Annotated in this window: 12 protein-coding genes and 6 pseudogenes; 3 read left to right on the top strand and 15 right to left on the bottom strand. The window is 40.8% G+C overall.

All coding sequences use genetic code 11. The features are described from left to right. Positions 1-9 precede the first annotated feature (9 nt). The 6 genes and pseudogenes from NST70_RS14520 to NST70_RS14545 all read right to left on the bottom strand — a co-directional run bounded on the left by NST70_RS14520 (position 10) and on the right by NST70_RS14545 (position 8,899). Complete coding sequence (locus tag NST70_RS14520; RefSeq protein ID WP_342475397.1) at positions 10-3,093, bottom strand: HsdR family type I site-specific deoxyribonuclease; 3,084 nt, start codon at positions 3,091-3,093, stop codon at positions 10-12. A gap of 15 nt (positions 3,094-3,108) precedes the next feature. Further along, positions 3,109-4,386: a restriction endonuclease subunit S gene (locus NST70_RS14525; protein ID WP_342475398.1), complete on the bottom strand. Its 1,278-nt coding sequence runs from the start codon at positions 4,384-4,386 to the stop codon at positions 3,109-3,111. After that, positions 4,386-6,950: a type I restriction-modification system subunit M gene (locus NST70_RS14530; RefSeq protein WP_342475399.1), complete on the bottom strand. Its 2,565-nt coding sequence runs from the start codon at positions 6,948-6,950 to the stop codon at positions 4,386-4,388. Before NST70_RS14530 ends, NST70_RS14525 begins: the two co-directional genes overlap by 1 nt. A gap of 244 nt (positions 6,951-7,194) precedes the next feature. After that, positions 7,195-7,581 (bottom strand): annotated as a pseudogene (locus NST70_RS14535) (N-6 DNA methylase); the annotation flags it as partial. Positions 7,582-7,898: 317 nt separating this feature from the next. Next, positions 7,899-8,096, bottom strand: a complete 198-nt coding sequence (locus NST70_RS14540) for a hypothetical protein (RefSeq protein ID WP_013860490.1) — start codon at positions 8,094-8,096, stop codon at positions 7,899-7,901. Positions 8,097-8,254: 158 nt separating this feature from the next. Further along, on the bottom strand, positions 8,255-8,899 hold the full coding sequence (locus tag NST70_RS14545) for a LysE family transporter (protein WP_014097083.1): 645 nt from the start codon (positions 8,897-8,899) through the stop codon (positions 8,255-8,257). Positions 8,900-9,290: 391 nt separating this feature from the next. Between NST70_RS14545 and NST70_RS14550 the strand changes: the two genes are divergently transcribed. Continuing rightward, the gene (locus NST70_RS14550; RefSeq protein ID WP_014097082.1) at positions 9,291-9,764 is read left to right on the top strand and encodes a glutathione peroxidase; all 474 of its coding nucleotides are present in this window, start codon (positions 9,291-9,293) and stop codon (positions 9,762-9,764) included. Positions 9,765-9,933: 169 nt separating this feature from the next. On the opposite strand, the gene NST70_RS14555 is transcribed toward NST70_RS14550, so the two are convergent. Then, entirely contained in the window at positions 9,934-10,422 is a 489-nt protein-coding gene (locus tag NST70_RS14555; protein ID WP_026684468.1) for a PTS glucose transporter subunit IIA, read from the bottom strand. 549 nt (positions 10,423-10,971) lie between these two features. Further along, a pseudogene (locus tag NST70_RS14560) lies at positions 10,972-11,802 on the bottom strand (6-phospho-alpha-glucosidase); the annotation flags it as partial. 109 nt (positions 11,803-11,911) lie between these two features. Here NST70_RS14560 and NST70_RS14565 point away from each other — a divergent pair. Further along, positions 11,912-12,955: pseudogene (locus NST70_RS14565) on the top strand (IS1380-like element ISBco2 family transposase); the annotation flags it as partial. On the opposite strand, the gene NST70_RS14570 reads toward NST70_RS14565, so the two are convergent. From NST70_RS14570 to NST70_RS14585, 4 genes and pseudogenes are all read right to left on the bottom strand, one after another. Next, positions 12,930-13,541, bottom strand: a complete 612-nt coding sequence (locus NST70_RS14570) for a YqcI/YcgG family protein (protein WP_013860496.1) — start codon at positions 13,539-13,541, stop codon at positions 12,930-12,932. The pseudogene NST70_RS14565 and the gene NST70_RS14570 sit on opposite strands and share 26 nt — an antisense overlap. 276 nt (positions 13,542-13,817) lie before the next feature. After that, positions 13,818-14,392: pseudogene (locus NST70_RS14575) on the bottom strand (tyrosine-type recombinase/integrase). 191 nt (positions 14,393-14,583) lie between these two features. Then, entirely contained in the window at positions 14,584-16,719 is a 2,136-nt protein-coding gene (locus NST70_RS14580) for a heavy metal translocating P-type ATPase (protein WP_014097067.1), read from the bottom strand. Beyond that, positions 16,712-17,080 carry a metalloregulator ArsR/SmtB family transcription factor gene (locus tag NST70_RS14585; RefSeq protein ID WP_013860499.1) on the bottom strand — a complete coding sequence of 123 codons (369 nt, stop codon included), beginning with the start codon at positions 17,078-17,080 and terminating at the stop codon, positions 16,712-16,714. Before NST70_RS14585 ends, NST70_RS14580 begins: the two co-directional genes overlap by 8 nt. Before the next feature lie 149 nt (positions 17,081-17,229). Between NST70_RS14585 and NST70_RS14590 the strand changes: the two are divergent. Then, positions 17,230-18,391: pseudogene (locus NST70_RS14590) on the top strand (IS3 family transposase). Between the two features lie 173 nt (positions 18,392-18,564). Here the strand turns inward: NST70_RS14590 and NST70_RS14595 are convergent. From NST70_RS14595 to NST70_RS14605, 3 genes and pseudogenes are all read right to left on the bottom strand, one after another. Continuing rightward, positions 18,565-18,740: pseudogene (locus NST70_RS14595) on the bottom strand (SDR family oxidoreductase); the annotation flags it as partial. Between the two features lie 83 nt (positions 18,741-18,823). Then, positions 18,824-19,300: an anaerobic ribonucleoside-triphosphate reductase activating protein gene (gene nrdG / locus NST70_RS14600; protein ID WP_014097059.1), complete on the bottom strand. Its 477-nt coding sequence runs from the start codon at positions 19,298-19,300 to the stop codon at positions 18,824-18,826. Continuing rightward, entirely contained in the window at positions 19,297-21,168 is a 1,872-nt protein-coding gene (locus NST70_RS14605) for an anaerobic ribonucleoside triphosphate reductase (RefSeq protein WP_026684466.1), read from the bottom strand. The genes nrdG and NST70_RS14605 overlap by 4 nt, the downstream gene beginning before the upstream one ends. Between the last annotated feature and the right edge of the window lie 299 nt (positions 21,169-21,467).

A 21,467-nucleotide genomic window follows, 5' to 3' on the forward strand; every position in this document is an offset into this window, starting at 1 on the left:
GTCATCAAATTAGCTATATTTCTGCTTCGTCTCCGCAATCCATTCTGGCAATTTAGTCGTGAGGATCATATTATGTTTTAACAAATTACCAGCCGTTTGATTGGTTGCTTTGCTGTAATCAACACTGCTTATGAGTTCATTGATGTAAGGAACAACATCAGGCTTTGAAATAGAATATGAATTCACTGCTTTTGCAAGTAGTTCACTATCTAAGCCCCACTCCGCAGAAAATTGAATGACTGTATTCCGCAGCTTATCCGCTTTCCAAATTTCAAATGCCTCATCAAAATTCAAATTGCTCGACAAGTTTCCGGGCACGAGCTCTGTATCTACAAATTCCTTTAACAACTGTGCTTGCTCATGGTCCCCCATATTACTCAACTCTTGAATTTGTTCGTAAATAATACGGAGTGTTTCACGATCCACCGTTTGCACGCCGTACGGTGAAGTAACTTTTGAACCAATTAATTTAATAATATGGTTTGCATCAATGACTTGCGTTCCTGCCAATTTCGTTTTTCCAGCAAGTGGATGAATGGTTGATATCACAGGTGGGGTGCCGGGCTTCCATGTTAAGTTTTTATAAGCACCAACATACTGCAGCCAAGTGTGCTCGTCAATTCCAAAAGTATCATCATTCCACTTAAATTCATAGTACTGTTCTACCAAATTTAACTGCTCACCAGCATCTTTAAAAGCAAGGATAAATGCTTCTTTTTTCTTCTCATCATGTTCAATATTTTGCCATTCAGTTGGATCAGGTAAAGTCGGAATCATTTCAGACACTTTGATTTTCAATTTCTTTACAGCCGTTTCGTAAGTATCAACAATGGCCTTACTGCTCTTTCCCCCGCTTCCATATAGCTTCAGGGCCTGATTCACCATTTCTTCAGTTATTCGGGGATACTGGAAGTTGATAATCGTTCCAAACTCTTTTTCTGAACCAAAGACACGATTGGTACGGGAGTAAGCTTGGATCAGGCCTTGAAGTTCAAGCGAACGGTCAACATAAAGCGTATTCAGACGTTTCGAGTCATAGCCTGTCAACAGTTGGTCTGCCACAATGACGAGGTCAATATTTTTCGGGTTTCGTCCACTGCCGCCTCGTGTCGCGCGCTCTACAAGATCCTCAAAATAAGCATCTTCACCGTGTTTTTTATCACCAGCTACAAACTCAATGCCAGTAAATGCAGCGTAGTCCTTAAACATCTCGTTGACAATTTGGGGATCTAATGGCGTGGGATCATTCTCACTACCGAAACTAAACGTCATCGCCACATTTAGCTTTTCCCCACGTTCTTTTAGTTGTTTTTTAAATTCATGATAATAAGCAATGACACGATCTTTATAGGCAACCGTCAAAATTGCATTAAATTCTCTTGCTTGTGATTGTGATTCCCAATTATTCAGAATTTCTTCCACTACACGTGGAATATGTGTTTCGTCTTGGTATACAAGCAGCCCTGTTTTTTTAGCTTGTTTTTCTACTTCAACTTCTGACATTTCTTGAACTTTGCGCTCAATTTCTCTGTCAGTCAGTTCAGGATGTTCCTCCTTCATTTGTTCAGCCAGCTGGTCTCTTAAATCATCATAACTTTTGAATTCTCCCGTGTTGATATAGTCGACGTGAAAGCCTAATACGTTTTTATCTGCAATGGCCTCATCAATCGTATATTTATGTAACATCGGGCCAAATAACTTTTCAGTTGTATTGATGACTTCGCTTTTTTCATTGATCTTGCCTTTGACCTTATTTTCATCAAATAAAGGAGTACCGGTAAATCCAAAGAAAAGTCCATTTTTCTTGAAATAGCGTTTTATCGTTCCCATCATCTGCCCCATCGTCGTGCGATGGGCTTCATCAATGATAAATACCATCTTCTTATCTGCTAAACGATGATCGTGTGCTGCTTCCAGTTCCTTCACTAAAGCATTGAGTTTGAAAGTTGTCGTGACGACAATTCCATTCGTTGCTGACATCAGTTTCTTTTTTAGCTGGTAAGTGTGTTTTGTATCATCAACAGAAACCGGCTCATAGGCAGCATATGCTTTGAAGTTTTCACTGGTACGATTATCCAATTCACGTCTATCAACAAGGAAGACGACTTTATCAAATCCTGCTCTTGTCGATAAAAACAAAGCAGTCTTGAAACTTGTGATCGTTTTTCCTGAACCGGTCGTATGCCAAACAAAACCGCCATGAGGCATTTTTTCATCATTGTCCCATCCAAATGCAGCTCCTTCAACCGCCTGTAGAGCGTGGACTTGATAGGGACGCATTAACATATGTCGCCTGTTTTCCTCATCTCTCGCTTCATCAATGACTAAGTAATCGCCAACCATCTGATGTGCCATTGGAATCATCAAAAATTGTTCAATTACTTTTTTCCAATCGTTTATTACATGGTTATCTTTATCTGCCCAATGAAAGACGAAACTCGGGTTAAAATCTCCAATTGTTTTGGGCGTAGCGAAATATCGAGTGTCAATTTCAGAAGTGATGACCATCATTTGCGAAAAAGCCATAAAGTTATGACTGTATTCACCGTCACGGTAGTAGCGCATAAACTGGCCAAATGCCTCGTCCAACGTTTTGTCCGTGCGTTTTTGTTCGATATTGATTAAGGGCAAGCCGTTGATCAGCAGGACAATATCAAAACGGTTGTTGTTGGGGGTCTGTATTTCTCTCGCAATCCGATAGCTCGAGTCCCCACCACGTACTTCAGCTTTTTTAAAAATCGTCAACGTGATTTGTTTTCTCGTGATTTTCGGATTGTCATCACGGTAGATGCCGTCGATCTTACCTTTTGATCCTTCAATAGCCAAAATCTTTGCAGCTTCATAGCTATTGCTGATTTGATTGACCTTTGCCATCACTTGTTTGAACTCATTATCGGTTAATTCCACGCCTTCAAGCTGGTCAGCATTGATACGGTTGAGTTCACTACGCCAGTGCGATACCAAGTCAGCAACCGTTACTTTTTGCTTATTGCCGTTTAAAAACTCGGGTGCTTCCCATTTATATTTCTGCAGTTCCTTGACAAAATTCTCTTGAAAAGTTTTCTCCGCCGCACTCTTCGGTGTATTGCTCATAATTTCGCTCCCCCTTTATACAAACATCTCATTGAGGTACGCTTTTTTGATGCTTTGTAGTTTTTCGAGCTTACGTTGATGAAGGGTGATTATATCAGATAATTCGGCAAAAAAATCTCCTATTTTTTTCTGCTCAGCCAAACTTGGCAAAGAGATAACCCACTCTTTTACTTCAGACATTGGGACTAGATTCGTCATTGCTGAACCAGGATTAGACCCAGTAAATTTTCGCTGCATTTCATTTGAGCGAATCCATTCGAGGAAGTAATTACTATCTGTCAACTCCGGATTAATTTTAAAACGAATTAACGCTTGATTAAAAACTCCTTTTTTAATACCTTTAGGAACTTTTGCAATACGTCCAATTGTTCCAGCACCACTCATAATAAAGTCCCCTTCACTCAAAACAAACTTATGAAGTTCTTCAAACTTTTCTTTTGTAATGTAATATCTAGTTTCCCACTTATCATAAATCGCATTTTGTTGTTCATACACCACATAATCACTTTTAGGTACAAATAAATCCTTTTTCAGTGCACTGCCAAATGGACCGCGGCGAATTCCATCTTTGACATCTAATAACTCAATAAACTTCCGCCGTTCCCAAGGTTGCGTAAATCCTGCAAACCTCCGTTTTGGTACACGCTCTCCTTCAGCAGGGAACATTTCAGAAAGATAAGCTGATTTTAATGCTTTCATTTTTTCTAACTTACGCTGATGAAGGGTGATAAGATTGTCAAGGCGATCCAGAACGGCTCCTATTTTTTTCTGTTCAGGTTTTGAAGGTAATGGAACAATAAAATTTGCAAGATTACTCCTACTGATTCTTTGCCTGGTTCCTCCTGCAAGAAAGTTGTTTACAGATTTGAAATATGACTCTGATGATAAATACTGAACAAGATATTTTTTATTGCATTCATCGGATGTTCTGACGATAGTACAGTCAACTGCCGTAATCATTCTTTTTTCAAAATTTGGGACTATACAAGCTCTTCCAGCAGGCTCTGGCAAACGAGATATAAGAATATCTCCCGGATAAACTTCTGAACAGTTAAGGCGGTTAAAGGTGTCCTCTGTAATCCATTTTGATTTATCCGCTTTATCAATAAACTCATTCACGCCAACATTACCAGTTTGGATAAGTCTTATACCATTATCGCTCTGATCTTTTGCTTCAATCCAATCCCCATCCGTGAATGTTGTACACAAATCTACCAACTTACGCTTTTCCCAAGCCGGAGCATTTTGAAATTCCTTAAATCGCCTTTTTGGCACCAAATTTTTTTGTTCCATTATTCTTCCACCACCAATTCACGCATCATGGCTTCAAGTGCTGATTCTGAGTCTTGAATTTCTTCATCAATTGCTGACAAGGTATCAGCATAACGATTGTGCAACATTTGCAATGTGTCCAACTCTTTTTTTATCGGTTTCCATACCAAACCAACTATAGCATCCACCATATTGCCGAACCATTTTTCATACATCAGGTTGTCGATTTCTTCGTTTGTCAAAGTCAAGATACGTTCTTGCACGGATTCTTTGAGTGCTTTTTCATCCGCTTTCACGGCTTTGTTAAGCGCTGATTTATCTGCAAATAATTTTTCAACTTTTTTCAGTAGGTCATATTCAACGGTTTCCTTGCTTGCCTTTTTTAACGCGGCCTTGATTGATTTGCTTTCAAAAGCCTCACCTGCTACATTCAAGCACTCGCCTAAAGCATTGGCTTCATCGCTATCTTCCTCTTTCGCAGCCTCAACCAATTCAGATAGCTCCGTTTCAATCTCCTGAATGCGGGCTTTCTTTGAATCAATTTCTTTTCGTTCATCACTGTATAAATTTTTTGCAATCAACTCATTTGGTACAATACTGCCAACCCAGCCGTCTTGTTCTTCGCGTTTTTTATTACCGGATCCTTTTGTTACCATATTGGGCTCACGTGTGCGGCCTGCTGTATAGAAATCACTTGACGCGATGATTTCCGCATCATGTGCCAGTGTATTTTTCCATATCTCCGCTACAATTTGGTAGCCGTCATACACATCAATATATTTAAATGACGAAAGAATCTGCTTGATTTCAACCAGCATTTCGTCCATTAACTGCGTCAAGCTACTGCTTTTATCAACATTTCGTAAAACGTCCCAGTATTTATCGATATAGGCTTTTGTTTTGCTTTCGATTTCCTTTGATATTTCAATAAGGCGAGCGTCATTGAATACATCCTTGGAAATTTCCTCAACAGGTTTTAAAAGTTCGACATAGCCGTCACGAATTTCTTTTAATGATTGTTTCAAAACATCTGGTACTGTCGACTGCAGAATCTTCAAGTCGTCAATGTTCTTTTGAGGAATCCCGCCAAGTAGATGCGCATCCACATCGTGCGGAATCTCTTCCTCATTTGTCTGGATATAGCGGGGAATATTCATGTTATACTCATTTTTCATGATTTCCTCTCGTGTCGCCAGATGACTGTACCCCTCCTCTTCTCTTCGTTCAACATATGTATCCACAATTTTTGCGATGTCTTTTTCCTGCAGGACATTTTGTTTGCCAACTTTAATAAAGCTGCGAGAAGCGTCAATAATTAGAACAGGCTCGTCGATTTTTCGGTTCTTCTTTAAGATGATGACAACGACTGGGATACCTGTATTGGTAAATAGATTACTTGGCAAGCCGATAATGGCATCAATGTAATTTTTCTGAAGCAATCGTTTGCGAATTTCGCCCTCTGCCGAACCACGGAACAGGACCCCATGAGGCAAAACAATTGCCATTGTACCGTTTTGACCTAAGTGGAATAATCCATGCAAAAGGAAAGCAAAATCCCCTTTAGAGTCCGGTGGTAATACCCCAGCAACTTCAAAACGAGGATCACTGACTTTCAGCCCTGCTCTGTTCCAATTTTTCGCAGAATATGGTGGGTTCATCACCACTGCATCAAATTGTATGCCTTCATTTGGACGTTCTGGATCTTCTGGCCAGTCTTGAGAAAGTGTATCTCCGTTTTTAATGGTCATTTTTTCTGGCCGAACACCATGCAACAACAAATTCATACGGGTTAGATTATAGGTTGCTGTGTTCTTTTCTTGCCCGTAATAACTCAGATTCTTTTGAGCATCTTCATCTAAGTGCTTTCCAACTGTTAAAAGTAGCGAACCAGAGCCTACAGTCGGGTCATAAATTGACTTGATTTCTGAGGTTTTTGCTACAATTTGTGCCATGACTTCACTGACCTGTCGTGGCGTGTAGAATTCCCCAGCTTTCTTCCCTGACTCCATCGCAAACTGGCCGATAAGATACTCATACGCCTCTCCAAGTACATCGCCTTTTTGCAATTTCACCATGTTCAGGTCGGCAAACAGCAAAATCAGTGCCTTAATATTTTTGCTACGTTCATTTAAGTTGCTGCCTAAAGCGGTATCTGTTAAATCAAGCGTTGAACTTGAGAACAGTCCTTGAAAGTCATCTGAATCACCAGACACAGCAATCGTACGCTCAAAGTGATTCAAGCTGTCCGTTACTTTTTGAACTTCAAAATCTCCTGATTTAATGTCTTTTAACCAAGTCTGATAGAGATACTCAGGCGAAACATAATAACCGAGTACGTGCCGAATCATTTTCTCCAGCTCCTCGCCGTACTCTGCTTTTGCCTTTGTGTATTCTTCCAATAGTTCAAACTCAGACATTTGCCCAATACCACTGGTCACTTTGAACGTTTCTAATGTCTTATCGCTCAAAAACTTATAGAACATTAATCCAAGCATATAATCTTTGTAACGGCTGGCATCCATTGAACCTCGTAGTTCATTTGCCCCATCCCATAATCTGCGTTTCATCTCTTCTGATGTAATCAATTCATATCCCCCATTTGTTATATTTCTCGAATCACATATTGGCTGTATCAACGTCTAAGTCTAAATCAAATTCCATCGATTCATCCAATTTTTCTTGAAACATGTTGATATATATTGCAAAAAATCCTCACATGACGTGCAAACTTATTAGTATATCCATATTAATATGCCAGCTGTGGATCATCATTTTTCTTCCAAGCTGATTGTTGTGTGCTTTTTATTAGTACAGCTTAATATGCTTCTATTATATCAAAAATGGATTTCCTTCAATGAAAAATCTTGGTTCATCATAAGTTTTCATCTTACACCTCCATAAGATCTCCCTTACAGCGCTGTAATGACACCTAATTCCATTACCGATGAAGTCTTTTATTTGTACCGGAAATACCCATTTGGCCCTCGCGTTTATTTCCTGTCCAACCAGTTTTATTTTGCAACCATTTTCTTTTGCATAGCGGTAAGCATATGCCAAGAGGCGACCGGTTCCAAAGCTTCCGTCATAGACTGTGCCTTCCTGAATGTTCAGCAGTAATGGAAGCAGTTTAGCGATAACTCGAGGAGTTATAATCTCCGCTCCTGTCTTTCCTGACCTGTGGACAAGCAGGTCAAGCAATTCATCAAATATTTCGGCATAATCATCTGAATTTGGTTTTGGATACTAATTCACAACTGTCGCAAACTGGTACAAAGCAGCGTCATCTAATTGCTCCGAAATTCGAACCTCTTGGAATACATTTTGCAAAAAAGGAATTTTTTCTTCGATCGTCTTTAAACTTTCTTGTAGCCGTTTTTTAATCCATAACCATTAAGCGTCATTTGGCTCCATAAACTGGATTCAGGCATTCCCGTTGCCAATTTGTCACTGCTTTCAATGTACAAATGTACCAAGGTAACGCAAGACCCGCCACCGCAAAAAAGCCCTCACTCTTAAAGAGTGAAGACCCGTTTTCAATGCATGCCTTTCCATTCTCCCTGGTTTTTGGAGGATTTCATCTTTTTTGCTTTTTCTTTGTGCATGCGGTTGGCTGCCGCGCTGCCTGCCCCATCGCCCAGCTGCTGCAATTCCCTTGAATACTCGGAATCGGTTTTGGCTGAGTCAAAGCCTTCTTTGTTCTTTTGTTCGGCATCGTGCTTCCGTTTTGGCATGATCATCCCTCCTTCGCCTTTAGTATGAGAATTGAAAAAGCAAATATGCGAAAGATGGGGCATTGCGGATGCGGCGGTTTACATTTTTTCAAAAACATCAAAAGCCTTTTGCATGGCCGCAAGAGCGATGGCTTCATGCAGCATCCTAAACCACCTGGTTATTCGTGGCCGATGCCTACTAAATACAAACTTTTCACGGCTTGATACCCGAAATGTATGCCAAATCCAATTAAGGCAATCCCGGCAATGACAGACAGCCATTTTAAAAAACGCTGATGAACAAATTTTCTTCCAAAGTGAACGGAAGAAGCTACCGTTATATCCCAGGCAGCTATCCCAATAAAAATCGCGCTGCTGTAAAGTAAAGCTTTTCCCGAATTTACCGTATTTAAAATTGTGGTTAAAACCGACCCATAAATGCCAATCCAAAATATAATATTCAGTGGATTAGAGATCGCAATCAAAAAGCCTGACAGAAAAGATTGCAGCAAATTTCCTTTCTTTTTCTCCTCTGGTATGGTGATTTCTCTAAAAGCATCTCTAATGCTCTCATAGCCTAAGTATACAAGAATGATACACCCGAAAATCCACATCATCAGCTTCGCAACTGGTGTAGTTAAATATGTAGATACACCGAAATAAATCAAAAACATTAAAACAACATCGGCGGACATCCCGCCCAAGCCGACAAACCAGGAATGCAAAAAGCCTTTCTTGATCCCCCTCTTAACCATTTCAATCGTAATGGGGCCAACTGGCACTGAGAGGGAAAGCCCTAAAACAATGTAGCTAAAAATATTCATGTGCTCACCTTTCTCCCTGCAATTAAAACTCCATCTGTCTCTGACAGCTAATACTGCCAACCCGCTGTTTGTTAAAATGGCATCTTCATTTGCTGTTGATCAAAAAACGGGCACCATCATCCCCCCCCTTAAAAAATATAAGTGTGTATCTTCATACACCTATTTTAATATTTATCCAGTCTGAAATAAATCATTTTTTGCAATTTTTTCCTACTCCACTCATTTACTTTCACACCTTGAACAGTTGGTGTTGGAACCCATTTTGATATCGCCCAAACAACAGAGCCACAAAACCAGGCCGTGATATCACCAGCCCATCATTTGACATGTCCCCACATTCACTTTACGATAATGACAAGAAATAAAATTTCCGGGGAAAAGGAGACTGATGATGTCCATTTACGACTATTCTTTTGAACGGCTTACTGGAGAAGAGAAAGAGTCTTTGGCCAAATATAAAAACCAGGTGCTGCTTATTGTCAATACGGCAAGCAAATGCGGATTTACACCCCAGTATGAGGGGCTGGAGCACCTTTACGAAAAGTACAAAGACAAGGGGTTTGCCGTGCTTGGCTTTCCGAGCGACAGCTTCATGAAACAGGAGTTTGACGAAAGCGAAAAAATTGCAGCATTTTGCCAAGCCAACTATGGCGTAACATTCCCGTTGTTTAAAAAAAGCAAAATGAAGGGAAAAGAAATGAACCCGCTGTTTGCCGAATTGCTCGAGCAGACAGGCGAGAAGAAAATCACATGGAATTTCAATAAATTTCTCGTCGACCGGCACGGCCATGCCATTGGCTATTACGGCTCGCGGACAAAGCCGGAAGACCTTGAGGAAAAGATCGAGGAACTGCTGCAGGTATAGCAATAAAAAAGCGGGAAGTTTCGGCATCCCGCCCGTAACGTTACGCTGATTTTGTCCATGCATTGAAATAGCGTAAAGAATATATCCTTTTTAATGGGAAGACATCGTTCCAAATGTATCCGTGCATTTGGATGGGCGTGTGTCTTCCCATTTTCCATCTGCAGGAAAACTATTTCATTTTCACCGTCAATAAAACCGATTTGCCACGTTTTACCGATGTTTCAGCTGTTTTGCTTAACGTGTCCACGGCATCAAAATTGGTGACGACGACAGGGGAGATGATGCTTTCCGCACGTTCCCTGATTTGTTCGAGGTTAAAGGTGACCAGTTTATCACCTGCTTTTACACGATCCCCCTGTTGAACAAAGCCTTCGAACCCTTCCCCGTTCAAAGCAACAGTCTCCATGCCGATATGAATCAATATTTCCAATCCGCTCTTTGTCTTCAGCCCGACTGCATGCTTCGTCGGGAAAAACTGGACGACTTCCCCGTCCACCGGTGAGACCACAACGCCTTCATCCGGTTCTATCGCAATGCCATCCCCGATCATCTTCCGGCTGAACACCTCATCCGGCACATCTTCTATTTGAACAACCTTCCCGCTCATTGGCGCAACAAGTTCCTCCACTGCAGCTTTTTTTGAAAAAAGTTTAAACATATGCTTCCCTCCCGTATTTTTTGAATACCCTTACTTTAACATAACAAGGAAAAAAATGGTGGTCCTGCATCACCAGGAATACCCGTATGAAAATGAGCTGCTGTTTGAAATCATTTGCCTTGTTCCGGTGGTTTTTTAACCAGTTAGCACCAATCCTCGAGCTTCCACGCTTCATGAAAAAGGCGAAAAGCTCGCATTCCTTTTCGCCCCTTCCATTATTTCAATCCCGGCCGGTATACCTCATTCAACCTTCGCACTCCGGACCGTTTTTGAGAAAACCAACGCCTGCCGTCCCGCTTGACAGCCGCCTTAAATGTATATGTTTCACGGCCCTTTATTCATTCTCGGCAGTATTTTGGTTGCCTCAAGTACCCGGTTCGTTTAAAAGGAGAGGCTTTCGCTGTCCCACAATTGTTTGACAGCGCCTGCCATATATTATACAACTCATTATTCCATCCCCGGCTGGTATTCCGAATCTGGTTCGTTTTTAAAAGGGCCAGCGATGCTACGATGTTTGGCAGCTGCCTGCCGCATAAACCTGCGCGGCTGTTAGTGCAACTCCGGCCAGTATTCTTTGTTGGCTTCGATTAAATCATCCAGCAATGCTTTTGCGACTTTTGCGCTTGGCACGGTTTTTGAAAGGGTCAGCGCCTGCCACAATTTTTGATAGCTGCCTTCGACATAAGCCTGCACGACCAATTTTTCCACGGTGACCTGCTGGTACATCAGCGCCCGTTCAAATTCCGGGATTCTGCCCTGGCACAGCGGTTCCGGGCCGTCCGTGCCGACAATGCACGGGACTTCCACCATCGCATCATCATCAAAGTTTGCGATTGCGCCGTTATTTTCCACAATCATGACCATTCTTTCATGCGTATTGTAGGCAATCGCACGGGCAAGATCGACGATAAATGTTGCATGGCTGCCGGCAGAAAAAGATTCCTTTTCAGCGGTCCCTTTTTCAACGATTCTTTGAGCAGCGGAGAACACCTCTTTTTCCCGTCCGTCGATGACTTCGTTTGCCCTCGTGTAATGGATATCGGAATGTTCCACCACATAATCCGGGTAAAAGTAATATTTCAAGTACGTATTCGGCAAAAATCTCGGATCGACCGCCAAAAGATCTTTCGCTTTTTTGTGCGTTTCCTGCCAGCTTTGGTCCATATGCTGGGTATCCACTTCAACCTGGGTCAAATAACCATGTTTCGCGACATAATCGCGGATCTCCGGCAAATATTCATGGCCTTCTTTATCTTTAATACTCGTCCACCAGCCGAAATGGTTCAGCCCGAAATAGCGCACATCCAAATCTTTCGGCTGTTTGCCAATGATTTGCGACATTCTCCGCAAAGTCCCGACCGGCATATCGCAAATATTTAATCCCAGATTACGAAAGTAAAATAGTAATTTAAAATAAAAAAGTGCCCCATCCTCTGGTATAATTGATTTTGAGAAAAAAACAATAACCAAGAAAGGGGGCACCTTTAAGGTGAATTATATCATTCCTGTCTCAAGAATTAAATATGAATTCAATTTAAAGAATAGTACAAAATTTAGTGGCATCCTCCCATTTCTGCAATTTCTGGAACGGATGAAAATCCAGCAGACTTTCCGGGGGTTTGATTGCTTAAAGAAAGACAATGCCAAATTTCCTCTAAGTAAAATATTTGTATATCTGATTGCGGGCTGGATGGCAGATTGCTCCCGTATGTTTCATTTTCAATCACTCCAGAATGACCCTTTGATTCGTGCTTTCTTAGGAGGAAAATGCCCGCATTATACGCTTTTAAGCAAGGATCTATTAAGGTTGGAGAAAATCGAGGATGCTGCCATAGAATTCAAAGAACGGGTGATGGACATCATCGAACCATGGCTGGATTCCGATCTCATTCTTGACTTTGATTCAAGTGTCGAAACGGTTTATGGAAACCAGGAGGGAGCGAAAATCGGGGTGAACCCCCATAAGCCGGGCAGAAAAAGCTACCACCCCCTTCTCGTTTTTGAAGGAAAATCCCATCTTTGCTTAAACGGTGTGCTAAGACCGGGAAACGTCCATTCAGCTGACAACGGAATTGAATTTGCCGAGGAAACCTATCGATTGCTTTCCGCTCAGTACCTTATCCGGTACGCCCGTTTTGACAAGGGATTTGGCGGAGAAAAGTTTTACAGTTATTGGGAGCAGCGGAAGATTAACTACGCCGGCAAACTGAAATGGACATCAAGATTGAAAAAGTATGTTGAAAACGACAATTCTCCGTGGATCCGGTATGTTGATGATGAGCTGATTGTTATAGAGGGAAAAACAGTCTACTACCAAGCAACTTCCTGGGAAAAGCCAAGAAGAGTTGCGGTCATCCGAAAAGCTGACAAGTATGAGGAAGACCAGCTTCAATTGTTTGATTTTCTCTGGGATTATGAAGCCATTGTGACAACGATGGACTGGGAACCTATGGATATTTGGAGATTTTACAATCAGAGAGCCTGTCTGGAAAACTATATCAAAGAGTCTAAATATGGTTTTTCGATGGACAAGACTGTTGACCCAATTTCGTATCAGCCGTAATATCGTCAAGTGTACCACGAGGTTGCATCGTAATTTCAAGACCATTAGCAGTAAATCTACTTTTCCTATCCGAATAAAACGGCGCCCGGCAAACTAAAAAGATGGGTTCTCCTCCAAAACAAAACTCCCATTCAGGATGATTTGGATCTTTTGGAATTTCGGAAGGCCAAGGTTCCGGATCATTTTCATTCAAAAATTTAACAACATTCCAAAATTGTTTTTTATAGTCTTCTGCTCGCAATTCATTTTCTGAAGGTTTAAAAAAGATAACTAGTGTCGTTCTTTTACCTATAGATTTGTAGCTTTTTATGTATTCATAAACTCCGTCTCTAATATTTAATAATTCATGCGTATCGTAAGCCGATTCAGCAAATATATAACGAATAAGCCCATTTTTTTCTGCTTCTACTGCAAAATAACAAGGATATGGAGCAGAATCATCAAGTAACGAGTTTCGAAAATCAGAATAGGTGGTAATCATCCATTCCTTTAGAATACCTTTTTCCATTCCCTCTTTGATTTTTTCTTGATCCAAAAGTGAACTAATTTTAATCATTAAGCTTCCCCCCTTTTTTACCAACCGTGTGTATGGTGATAATAATAAGATAATGCCAATTATTGAAAAATTTATATTATTTTACAATATTTTTGTGTTTTTGACAATTTTTTCAACATTGCAGCCTAATAATGGTGGGTGCGCGCAGGAGATGTATGCCTTCGAGACTAGCAAACTGAAATAAGATTTGCGATCAGATTCGTAGAAATAAAAAAGAATAGCTACAAGCTATTCGGAGTAAAATTTTTGGACTGTCATTTTGTACAGTCCGAATTTTTATTTATCCTGAAACACGCTAAAATGTTTCAAGACATTTTGAGTTTCTTCTTCTGTGATCCCGATATAACGGAGAGTAACAGAAGGATGAGAATGGTTCAAAATCTCTTGCAACATGGCAATATCCTTCGTGGCTTTATAAAACCAATAGCCAAATGTTTTTCTGAGCGTATGATTACCAACATGCTCTACTCCGGCAAAATCAGCCGCCTTTTTCAGCTGGCGATAAGCCTGTGTCGGTGTAATCGGCCGGTTTCCTTTCCTGGATGGAAAGAGCCACTCACTGTCTAATCCAGCTTCGTATTCATACACTTCCTCAAAACAATGGCCAATATAAATATCGCGGATTTTTTGGGTTTTTCCTTCTTTTACTCGTAAAACCTTCTTTTTTTGTTTTTCAGCCTCAGAATCGCTTCAGTTTTGATTTTAAGCAGGTCTCCAACCCGTAGGCCTGTTTCACACCCTAACACAAATAAAATGTAATCTCGGGGCAAACAGTGGCGTTTTAACGCCCATTTCATATCGTCTAATTGCTGCTGACTACGGATTGGCTGCACATTTTTTGGTGTCGTCATCTTTTCTCCTTCTCTTTAAAAATCAACGATTTGAATGTACGATTTTGTAGGATGTCTCAATCCTATCGAAGAAAAAGGGAAAAGACAAGAGAATAAGCGAAAATGAATGTATGTTTTTTTTATACAAATTCATACATTGAACGAAATAAAAAGACCACCTTAGGTAAGATGGTCTTTTTCCTTGTTATTCATCATTCTTTAACCTTCAATAACCTTAAACTGTTTAGCGTTACAAGTAATGTTGCTCCCATATCGGAAAATATCGCTATCCAAAGCGTTAACCAACCGGGGATTACTAACAACAATGCTACTAATTTAATTGCTAAAGAGAATGTAATGTTTTGTTTGATGATAGATAAAGCCTTACGACTTAATTTGATGGTATATGGCAATTTACTTAAATCATCAGACATTAACGCAATATCAGCTGTTTCTAATGCTGTATCGGTTCCAGCTCCTCCCATCGCAACACCAACAGTTGAAGCTGCAAGAGCAGGTGCATCGTTCACACCATCACCGACCATTGCGACACCTTGATTTTTCCCTCGAAGTTCTTTAATGAAATTTAATTTATCTTCTGGTAGCAAATCGGCCTTAATATCAGAAACACCTACTTCTTTTCCGACGACTTCTGCTGTTCTTTTGTTATCACCTGTAAGCATAACAGTTTTTTCAATTCCAATTTGATGAAGTTTGCGGATCACGGATTTCGATGATTCTCTTATTTCATCAGCAACAGCAATAAACGAAAGAATTTCTTTTTCCGTTCCTAACACTATCACCGTTTTCCCTTGTGTTTGCATCTTTTCAATTTTTTGTTTTTTATCGTTTTCGATACTACCGTGCAATTCTTCAAAAAGAGTTGAACTTCCTACATAATACATTTCATTATTTACTTTCGCTTTTACGCCTTTACCTGTAATGGATTGAAACTCTTCAACCGAAACTCCATTAATATTCAATCCATTTTCTTCTGCTTTTCTTATAATGGCTGTACCAAGTGGATGCTGGGAACCCTTTTCGATGGCAGCTGTAATCGTCATCAACTCATTTTCATTTCCACCAAATGTCACAATATCTGTAACCGCTGGAATACCTTTTGTAAGTGTACCTGTTTTATCAAAAGCAATAACCTTTAAGTGACCTGCTTCTTCTAAATGAATCCCACCTTTAATTAAAACACCGTTTCTTGCCGCATTTCCTATGGCAGTAACTACTGCAACTGGAGTTGAAACAACTAAGGCACAAGGGCAACCAACCACTAATACAGCTAATCCTTCATATATCCAGTAACTCCAATCTCCTCCGAATAATAACGGTGGAATAATCGCAATTAATGTAGCCAAAATGATGATAGCTGGTGTGTAATATTTTGCAAATTTATCAACAAATGCTTGAGAAGGTGCTTTCTCTGCTTGAGCTTCTTCTACTAAATGAATAATTTTCGATAATGTGTTATCTTCAACCCGTTTGGTTACTTTTACTTCTAATAATCCTTCTTCATTTAATGTGCCAGCATAGACCTCATCATCAATGGTTTTGGTTACTGGAACACTTTCTCCAGTGATAGCAGCCTCATTTAATGTGGATGTACCCTTTATAACTATTCCGTCCATCGCTAATTTTTGCCCAGGCTTGACGATCATAATATCACCGATTTGAATATCCTCCACGTGAACCATTATTTCTTCATTTTCACGGCGAATTAACGCTTCTTTTGGAGCGATATCCATCAACATTCCAATCGATTGACGAGCTTTATCCATTGAATAACGCTCTAAGGCTTCGCTAATGGCGAAAAGGATCACAACGGTTGCTCCTTCACCCCATTGTCCAATCAACGCGGCTCCTATTATGGCGATCGTCATGAGCGTATCCATATCGAATTTAAATTTACTTAAATTTCTAAGGCCTTCAATAAATAAGGAATATCCACCTATTAAAATCGATGCAGCATATCCAATCGTAGGGATAATATTATTTTCACCAAATTGCCTTCCTAGGAACCAACTAATAATGAGCAATGCAGCCGAAATATAAACCTTAATATTTTCTTTTTCCTTCCAAAAAGGCTTATACTCTATCCTTTGTTCTTTTTCATCCTGAATCTTTAAATTCTCAAAGGCCCCTGCTTTTTCTAATTCTTCAATCGTTGTTTCACCATAAACTGTAATTTTGGATGCTCCAAAATTTACTTTTGCGTCCTTTACACCTTCTAAATTTTTCACGTTATTTTCAAATTTGGCTGCACAATTTGTACAAGATAATCCTTGAACGCGATAGGTTTTCATTTCTTGTTCAGATGGTAAGGTTTGTTGATTAGACATTCACTTTCACTTCTTTCTTATGGGCTAAAGCAATCGTGATTAATTGTTTAATATGTTCATCTTCCAGTGAATAAAATGCCATTTTTCCTTCTTTTCGATATTTCACTATTCCTTGTTTATGAAGAGTCCGTAAATGATGAGAAGCTGTTGCGACAGAAGAACCAATAATGTTGGCAACATCACACACACACAATTCGTCATCCTGACAAAGTGAAAAAACGATTTTTGTTCTGTTTTCATCTGCAATGGCTTTAAATAATAGGGCAACACTACTTATATCGTGTTTAGCTAATTCGCCTTGTATTCGATTCACTTTTTCTTCGTCATAACAATAAATTTCGCAAGTGTCTTTGGTGCTCATTAATGTCACCTCTTTATATTCAAATGTTCATTTGAATATATTGTACCCCTTTCCTTTTGATAGTCAAACATTTATTTGAATTGATGCTAGTATAGTTTCATGGACACCCTTTAGTGAAATATAATATTAACGAAGGGATGTGTCCTGATATGGGTAACACAAGCGAAAAACGTAAAAGTTATCATGCTGAATTTAAAGAAATGGTGGTTGAGCTTTATCAAACTGGAACACCAGTAAAACAGATCTGCAGCGAATATGGCCTGTCTGAAACGACAATCTACAAATGGATCAGAAAACAAAAACCGGTTAAGCTGGATGACGGGAGCTCTTTTACCCCGGAAGAATTTCTGAACCTGCAAAAAGAATTGCACCGGCTGAAAGAGGAAAACGAAATCTTAAAAAAAGCTATGGCCATATTCGCAAAGAAGTAGATCAAACCACTGTTATATCCATGATTGACGAGATAAGAGCCAAACACCATTATGACCTTAAAACCATGTGTACGGTCCTTGGCGTGCCGAGAAGTACCTACTATCAATCCAAACAAAAAAAGAGTCAAAAACAAAACGGGAAAACCGGGAGTTGACAGACAGAATACGAAAAATCCATACGGAAAGCAAGCAGAGGTACGGAGCGCCGAAGATCCGCCATATGCTTGAAAAAGAAGGGCTCAAAGTCAGCCTGAAACGGGTTCAGCGTTTGATGAAGGCTGCAGGCATTTATTCCATTATCAGAAAAAAGTACCGTCCCCATTCCAATAAGGGCAAGATGGAAGAACACGATAACCTGCTGAACCAGGACTTCTCAACGACAACCATCAACGAGAAATGGGTTACGGATATTACGTATATTCATACTTTGAGAGACGGTTGGTGCTACCTGGCTTCCGTAATGGATTTACATTCCAGAAAGATTGTCGGTTACGCTTTTGACCGCCACATGACGACTGAACTGGCTTTAAAGGCAGTAGAAAACGCTTATCAGGCACAACGTCCAGGTCCGGGATTGATCTTGCATTCTGATTTGGGATCCCAGTATACAAGCGAGAAATTTGCAGAATACATGGAAAAGAAGCAGTTCAAACACTCCTTCAGTAAAAAAGGTTGCCCATACGATAACGCCTGCATTGAGTCTTTCCATGCAATTCTGAAAAAGGAAGAGATCTACAGAGTCAACTATTTGAACTTTCAAGCTGCCAGAAGAGCCTTATTCGAATTTATAGAAGGCTGGTACAATCGGAAACGGATTCATAGCTGCTTGGGCTATATGACGCCACAAGAAACAGAAGACAGTATCAAAGGGGCAGCGTAGTGCTCTTCACAATTTTACAAGCATCCGCTTTACATGGAGTGGCGGGTGTGGCAGGCTTGTTTGCCATGCGAAAGAAATCATTGCCCCTTTCGCCCTTCGCATAACACCACGCCCGCAGAGGCTCCATGTCAAGCGACCAGCGATGTCATGAAAAATATGGCATGAGATCAAAATTAAATTTCACTTATTGGTGTCCAAAATATTGACTTAAATCCAATACGGATGACTTCCCCATTTATGTACTCCTCTTTAGAAGTCAATAAGAAAGTGACCAGTTCTGCCACTTCTTCCGGCGTACCGAGCTTTTTTGTGGAATTCCGCGTGTTGCGTTCGCTTTCATTTCCGGATTTCCTATGATTCATCCGAACAAGCTAGATTATACACCGGCAAAAGTGGAGAGATGGGCAACCATCTCTCCACTTTTGCCTTTGATTAAAATGATCTTTCCATTCCCCGCTTTGTTGTTAAATCAATGATCCGCTGGTTTCTGCTCCCGCGGAATGATAAGGTTAAATCCCGCTCTGCCAATAGGAACGGGCCATCAACGAGCACATCACAATATCGCAGCAATTCCCGTTTACAGGGATCATCGGAAGCGATTAATTGTTCAAATGTATAGCCTGAGTAAACCCAAATGTTTTTCCCCAGTGCTTTTAATCGTTTTGCCACTTCGCACACTTCTTGCGCTTGAAAAAAGGGTTCACCGCCGGAAAAGGTTACATCTGTTAATGGATTGCCGGCCACTTCTGCAACGACATCTTCAACCGGCATCTCTGTCCCATTATGGATATTCCAACTCCTTGGGTTATGGCATCCCTTGCAAAAGTGCGGACAGCCTGCAAAAAAGATCACGGTTCGCAAACCTTCACCGTCAACAACCGAATCGTGGATGATATTCATGACCCTCATTGATGTTTCACCCTTTCGCTCTCTTCTGCACGTTTGGCTGAATTCCACCTTTTCATATCGCCAACCAGGTAACCGGTTATTCGTCTAATGCGCCCAATCCTACCTTCATCGGCATTATGGCAAACCGGGCACGCATTATCAATGATTCCCGAATAACCGCAGACGCCGCACTGGTCGACGGGATGATTGATGGCACCATAGCCAATATCATATTGCGCCATGGCTTTTACCAATCGATCCAAAGCACGGACATTTTTTGAAACATCCCCATCACACTCAATATAAGTGATGTGGCCGCCATTACATAATTTATGAAAAGAACCTTCAATTTTTATTTTATCAATCGCCTTGATTTGATAATAAACCGGAATATGGAATGAGTTCGTATAATAGGACCGGTCCGTCACCCCGGGAATTTTTCCAAACTCTTTTTGGTCATTTCGCGTAAACTTCCCTGATAACCCTTCTGCCGGCGTTGCAATTAAGGAAAAGTTTAAATCATAAGTCTCACTTGCTTTGTCCACTTTCTCCCGCATATGCTGAATGATACGATACCCTAATTGATAAGAATCATTAGACTCCCCATGATGTTTGCCTGTCAGTGCAACCAGTGCTTCAGCCAGCCCAATAAAACCAACACTTAATGTGCCATGTTTTAATACTTCTCCTACTTCATCATCCGGGTTTAAATTTTCGCTATCCTGCCAAATATTTTCCCCGTACAAAAAAGGAAAATGTTTCGCCTGCTTTTTTGCCTGGAAATGAAACCGTTCTAACAATTGTTGAATGGCAAGGTGAAGATAACGATCTAGTATGTTAAAAAATTCACATTTATTTTTAGCAATCAGCGCTATTTTTACAAGATTAATAGAAGTAAAGGACAAATTCCCGCGGCGGATACTATTTTCTTTTCCATGGCGGTTTGCCATCACACGGGTGCGGCAGCCCATATACGCAATTTCTGATTCCGGCGTGCCGTCATAATAGGGACGATTAAACGTGGAATCTATAAAGCTAAAGTTCGGAAATAAACGTTTTGCCGTCGTTTCAAGTGCTAATTGGTATAAGTCATAATTTGGTTCCCCGGGTTCAAAATTGATCCCTTTTTTCATTTTAAAAATTTGAATGGGAAAAATCGGTGTCTCCCCTTTCCCGAGCCCGGCTTTCGTTGCCAACAACATATTTTTTACGAGCAATCGCCCGGCTTTGGACGTATCGGTACCGTAATTAATAGATACAAACGGGACCTGCCCTCCCCCGCGGGAATGCATCGAATTGCAATTATGGATAAAAGCTTCACATGCCTGGTACGCATCCCGGTCGGTTTCTTCCCAGGCTAATGCCTCAAGCTCTTCGTCTGTATAGCTGGTGGCATAGGTTTTCAAACGTTTTCTATTTTTATGGAAGGTTTTCTCTATGTAAGGAGCAAGATCATAATCAAACATCGGAAAACTTTGCCCGCCATGCTGCATATTTTGATTGGCTTGGAAAATAATCGCTGCTAAAGCCATCGCGCTGCCAATGTCTTTCGGTTCACGCATATACCCATGTCCGGTATTAAATCCGCCCTTTAATACCCCGCCCAGCGGAATCTGGCAACATGTGGTCGTACCCGTTACCATAAAATCAAGGTCATGGGGGTAAATAAAATTGTCATCAATCGCCTTTACGACCTCTTTGCTAAGCAACATTTGCTTTGCATAACTTTTGCTGACTTCAGAAGAGATTTTTGACATTTGCCCCATTGGTGAAGAGCCATCCATATTTGCATTTTCTTGCATTAAATCATGATTATGGGAAAACACAATCTCATTTAAGGCATGCAGGGGAAAACCGCCACTGGTTTCTTGTTCATTTTTTGTCATCATTTTACTGGTTCTCCTTTCTAACGCACCGGTTTTGGGCAAGAAAAAATAGGTGGCACATCATGCATTTTCAATGAAAAAAGGCTGCGGCGTAGCGGCTTAAAATTTCCGCAACATCCTTGCCCGACCAACCCGTTCAATCGCGGAATAAACGGCGGCAAAAACGGCAAAAATTCCGCCCTCCGAAACATCAAGTTATGGCAGGCCTGGCTTGTGCTTCTGGCCCTTCTGATGGGCAATACAGCCGAACAGTTTTGTAGGCAGCCCGGATTTAAACTGGATTCCCTTTCAGACAGATCTGC

The sequence above is a fragment of the Weizmannia sp. FSL K6-0777 genome, from assembly GCF_038593185.1.
In the GTDB taxonomy this organism is placed as follows: domain Bacteria; phylum Bacillota; class Bacilli; order Bacillales; family Bacillaceae_C; genus Weizmannia; species Weizmannia faecalis.

Bases quoted from the DNA above. Each gene is read 5' to 3' on its own strand.
- NST70_RS14520 (WP_342475397.1), bottom strand. From the start codon at position 3,093: ATGAGCAATACACCGAAGAGTGCGGCGGAGAAAACTTTTCAAGAGAAT.
- NST70_RS14585 (WP_013860499.1), bottom strand. From the start codon at position 17,080: ATGAGCACCAAAGACACTTGCGAAATTTATTGTTATGACGAAGAAAAA.
- NST70_RS14545 (WP_014097083.1), bottom strand. From the start codon at position 8,899: ATGAATATTTTTAGCTACATTGTTTTAGGGCTTTCCCTCTCAGTGCCA.
- NST70_RS14570 (WP_013860496.1), bottom strand. From the start codon at position 13,541: ATGATTAAAATTAGTTCACTTTTGGATCAAGAAAAAATCAAAGAGGGA.
- nrdG (WP_014097059.1), bottom strand. From the start codon at position 19,300: ATGAGGGTCATGAATATCATCCACGATTCGGTTGTTGACGGTGAAGGT.
- NST70_RS14525 (WP_342475398.1), bottom strand. From the start codon at position 4,386: ATGGAACAAAAAAATTTGGTGCCAAAAAGGCGATTTAAGGAATTTCAA.
- NST70_RS14605 (WP_026684466.1), bottom strand. From the start codon at position 21,168: ATGATGACAAAAAATGAACAAGAAACCAGTGGCGGTTTTCCCCTGCAT.
- NST70_RS14555 (WP_026684468.1), bottom strand. From the start codon at position 10,422: ATGTTTAAACTTTTTTCAAAAAAAGCTGCAGTGGAGGAACTTGTTGCG.
- NST70_RS14580 (WP_014097067.1), bottom strand. From the start codon at position 16,719: ATGTCTAATCAACAAACCTTACCATCTGAACAAGAAATGAAAACCTAT.
- NST70_RS14540 (WP_013860490.1), bottom strand. From the start codon at position 8,096: ATGCCAAAACGGAAGCACGATGCCGAACAAAAGAACAAAGAAGGCTTT.
- NST70_RS14550 (WP_014097082.1), top strand. From the start codon at position 9,291: ATGTCCATTTACGACTATTCTTTTGAACGGCTTACTGGAGAAGAGAAA.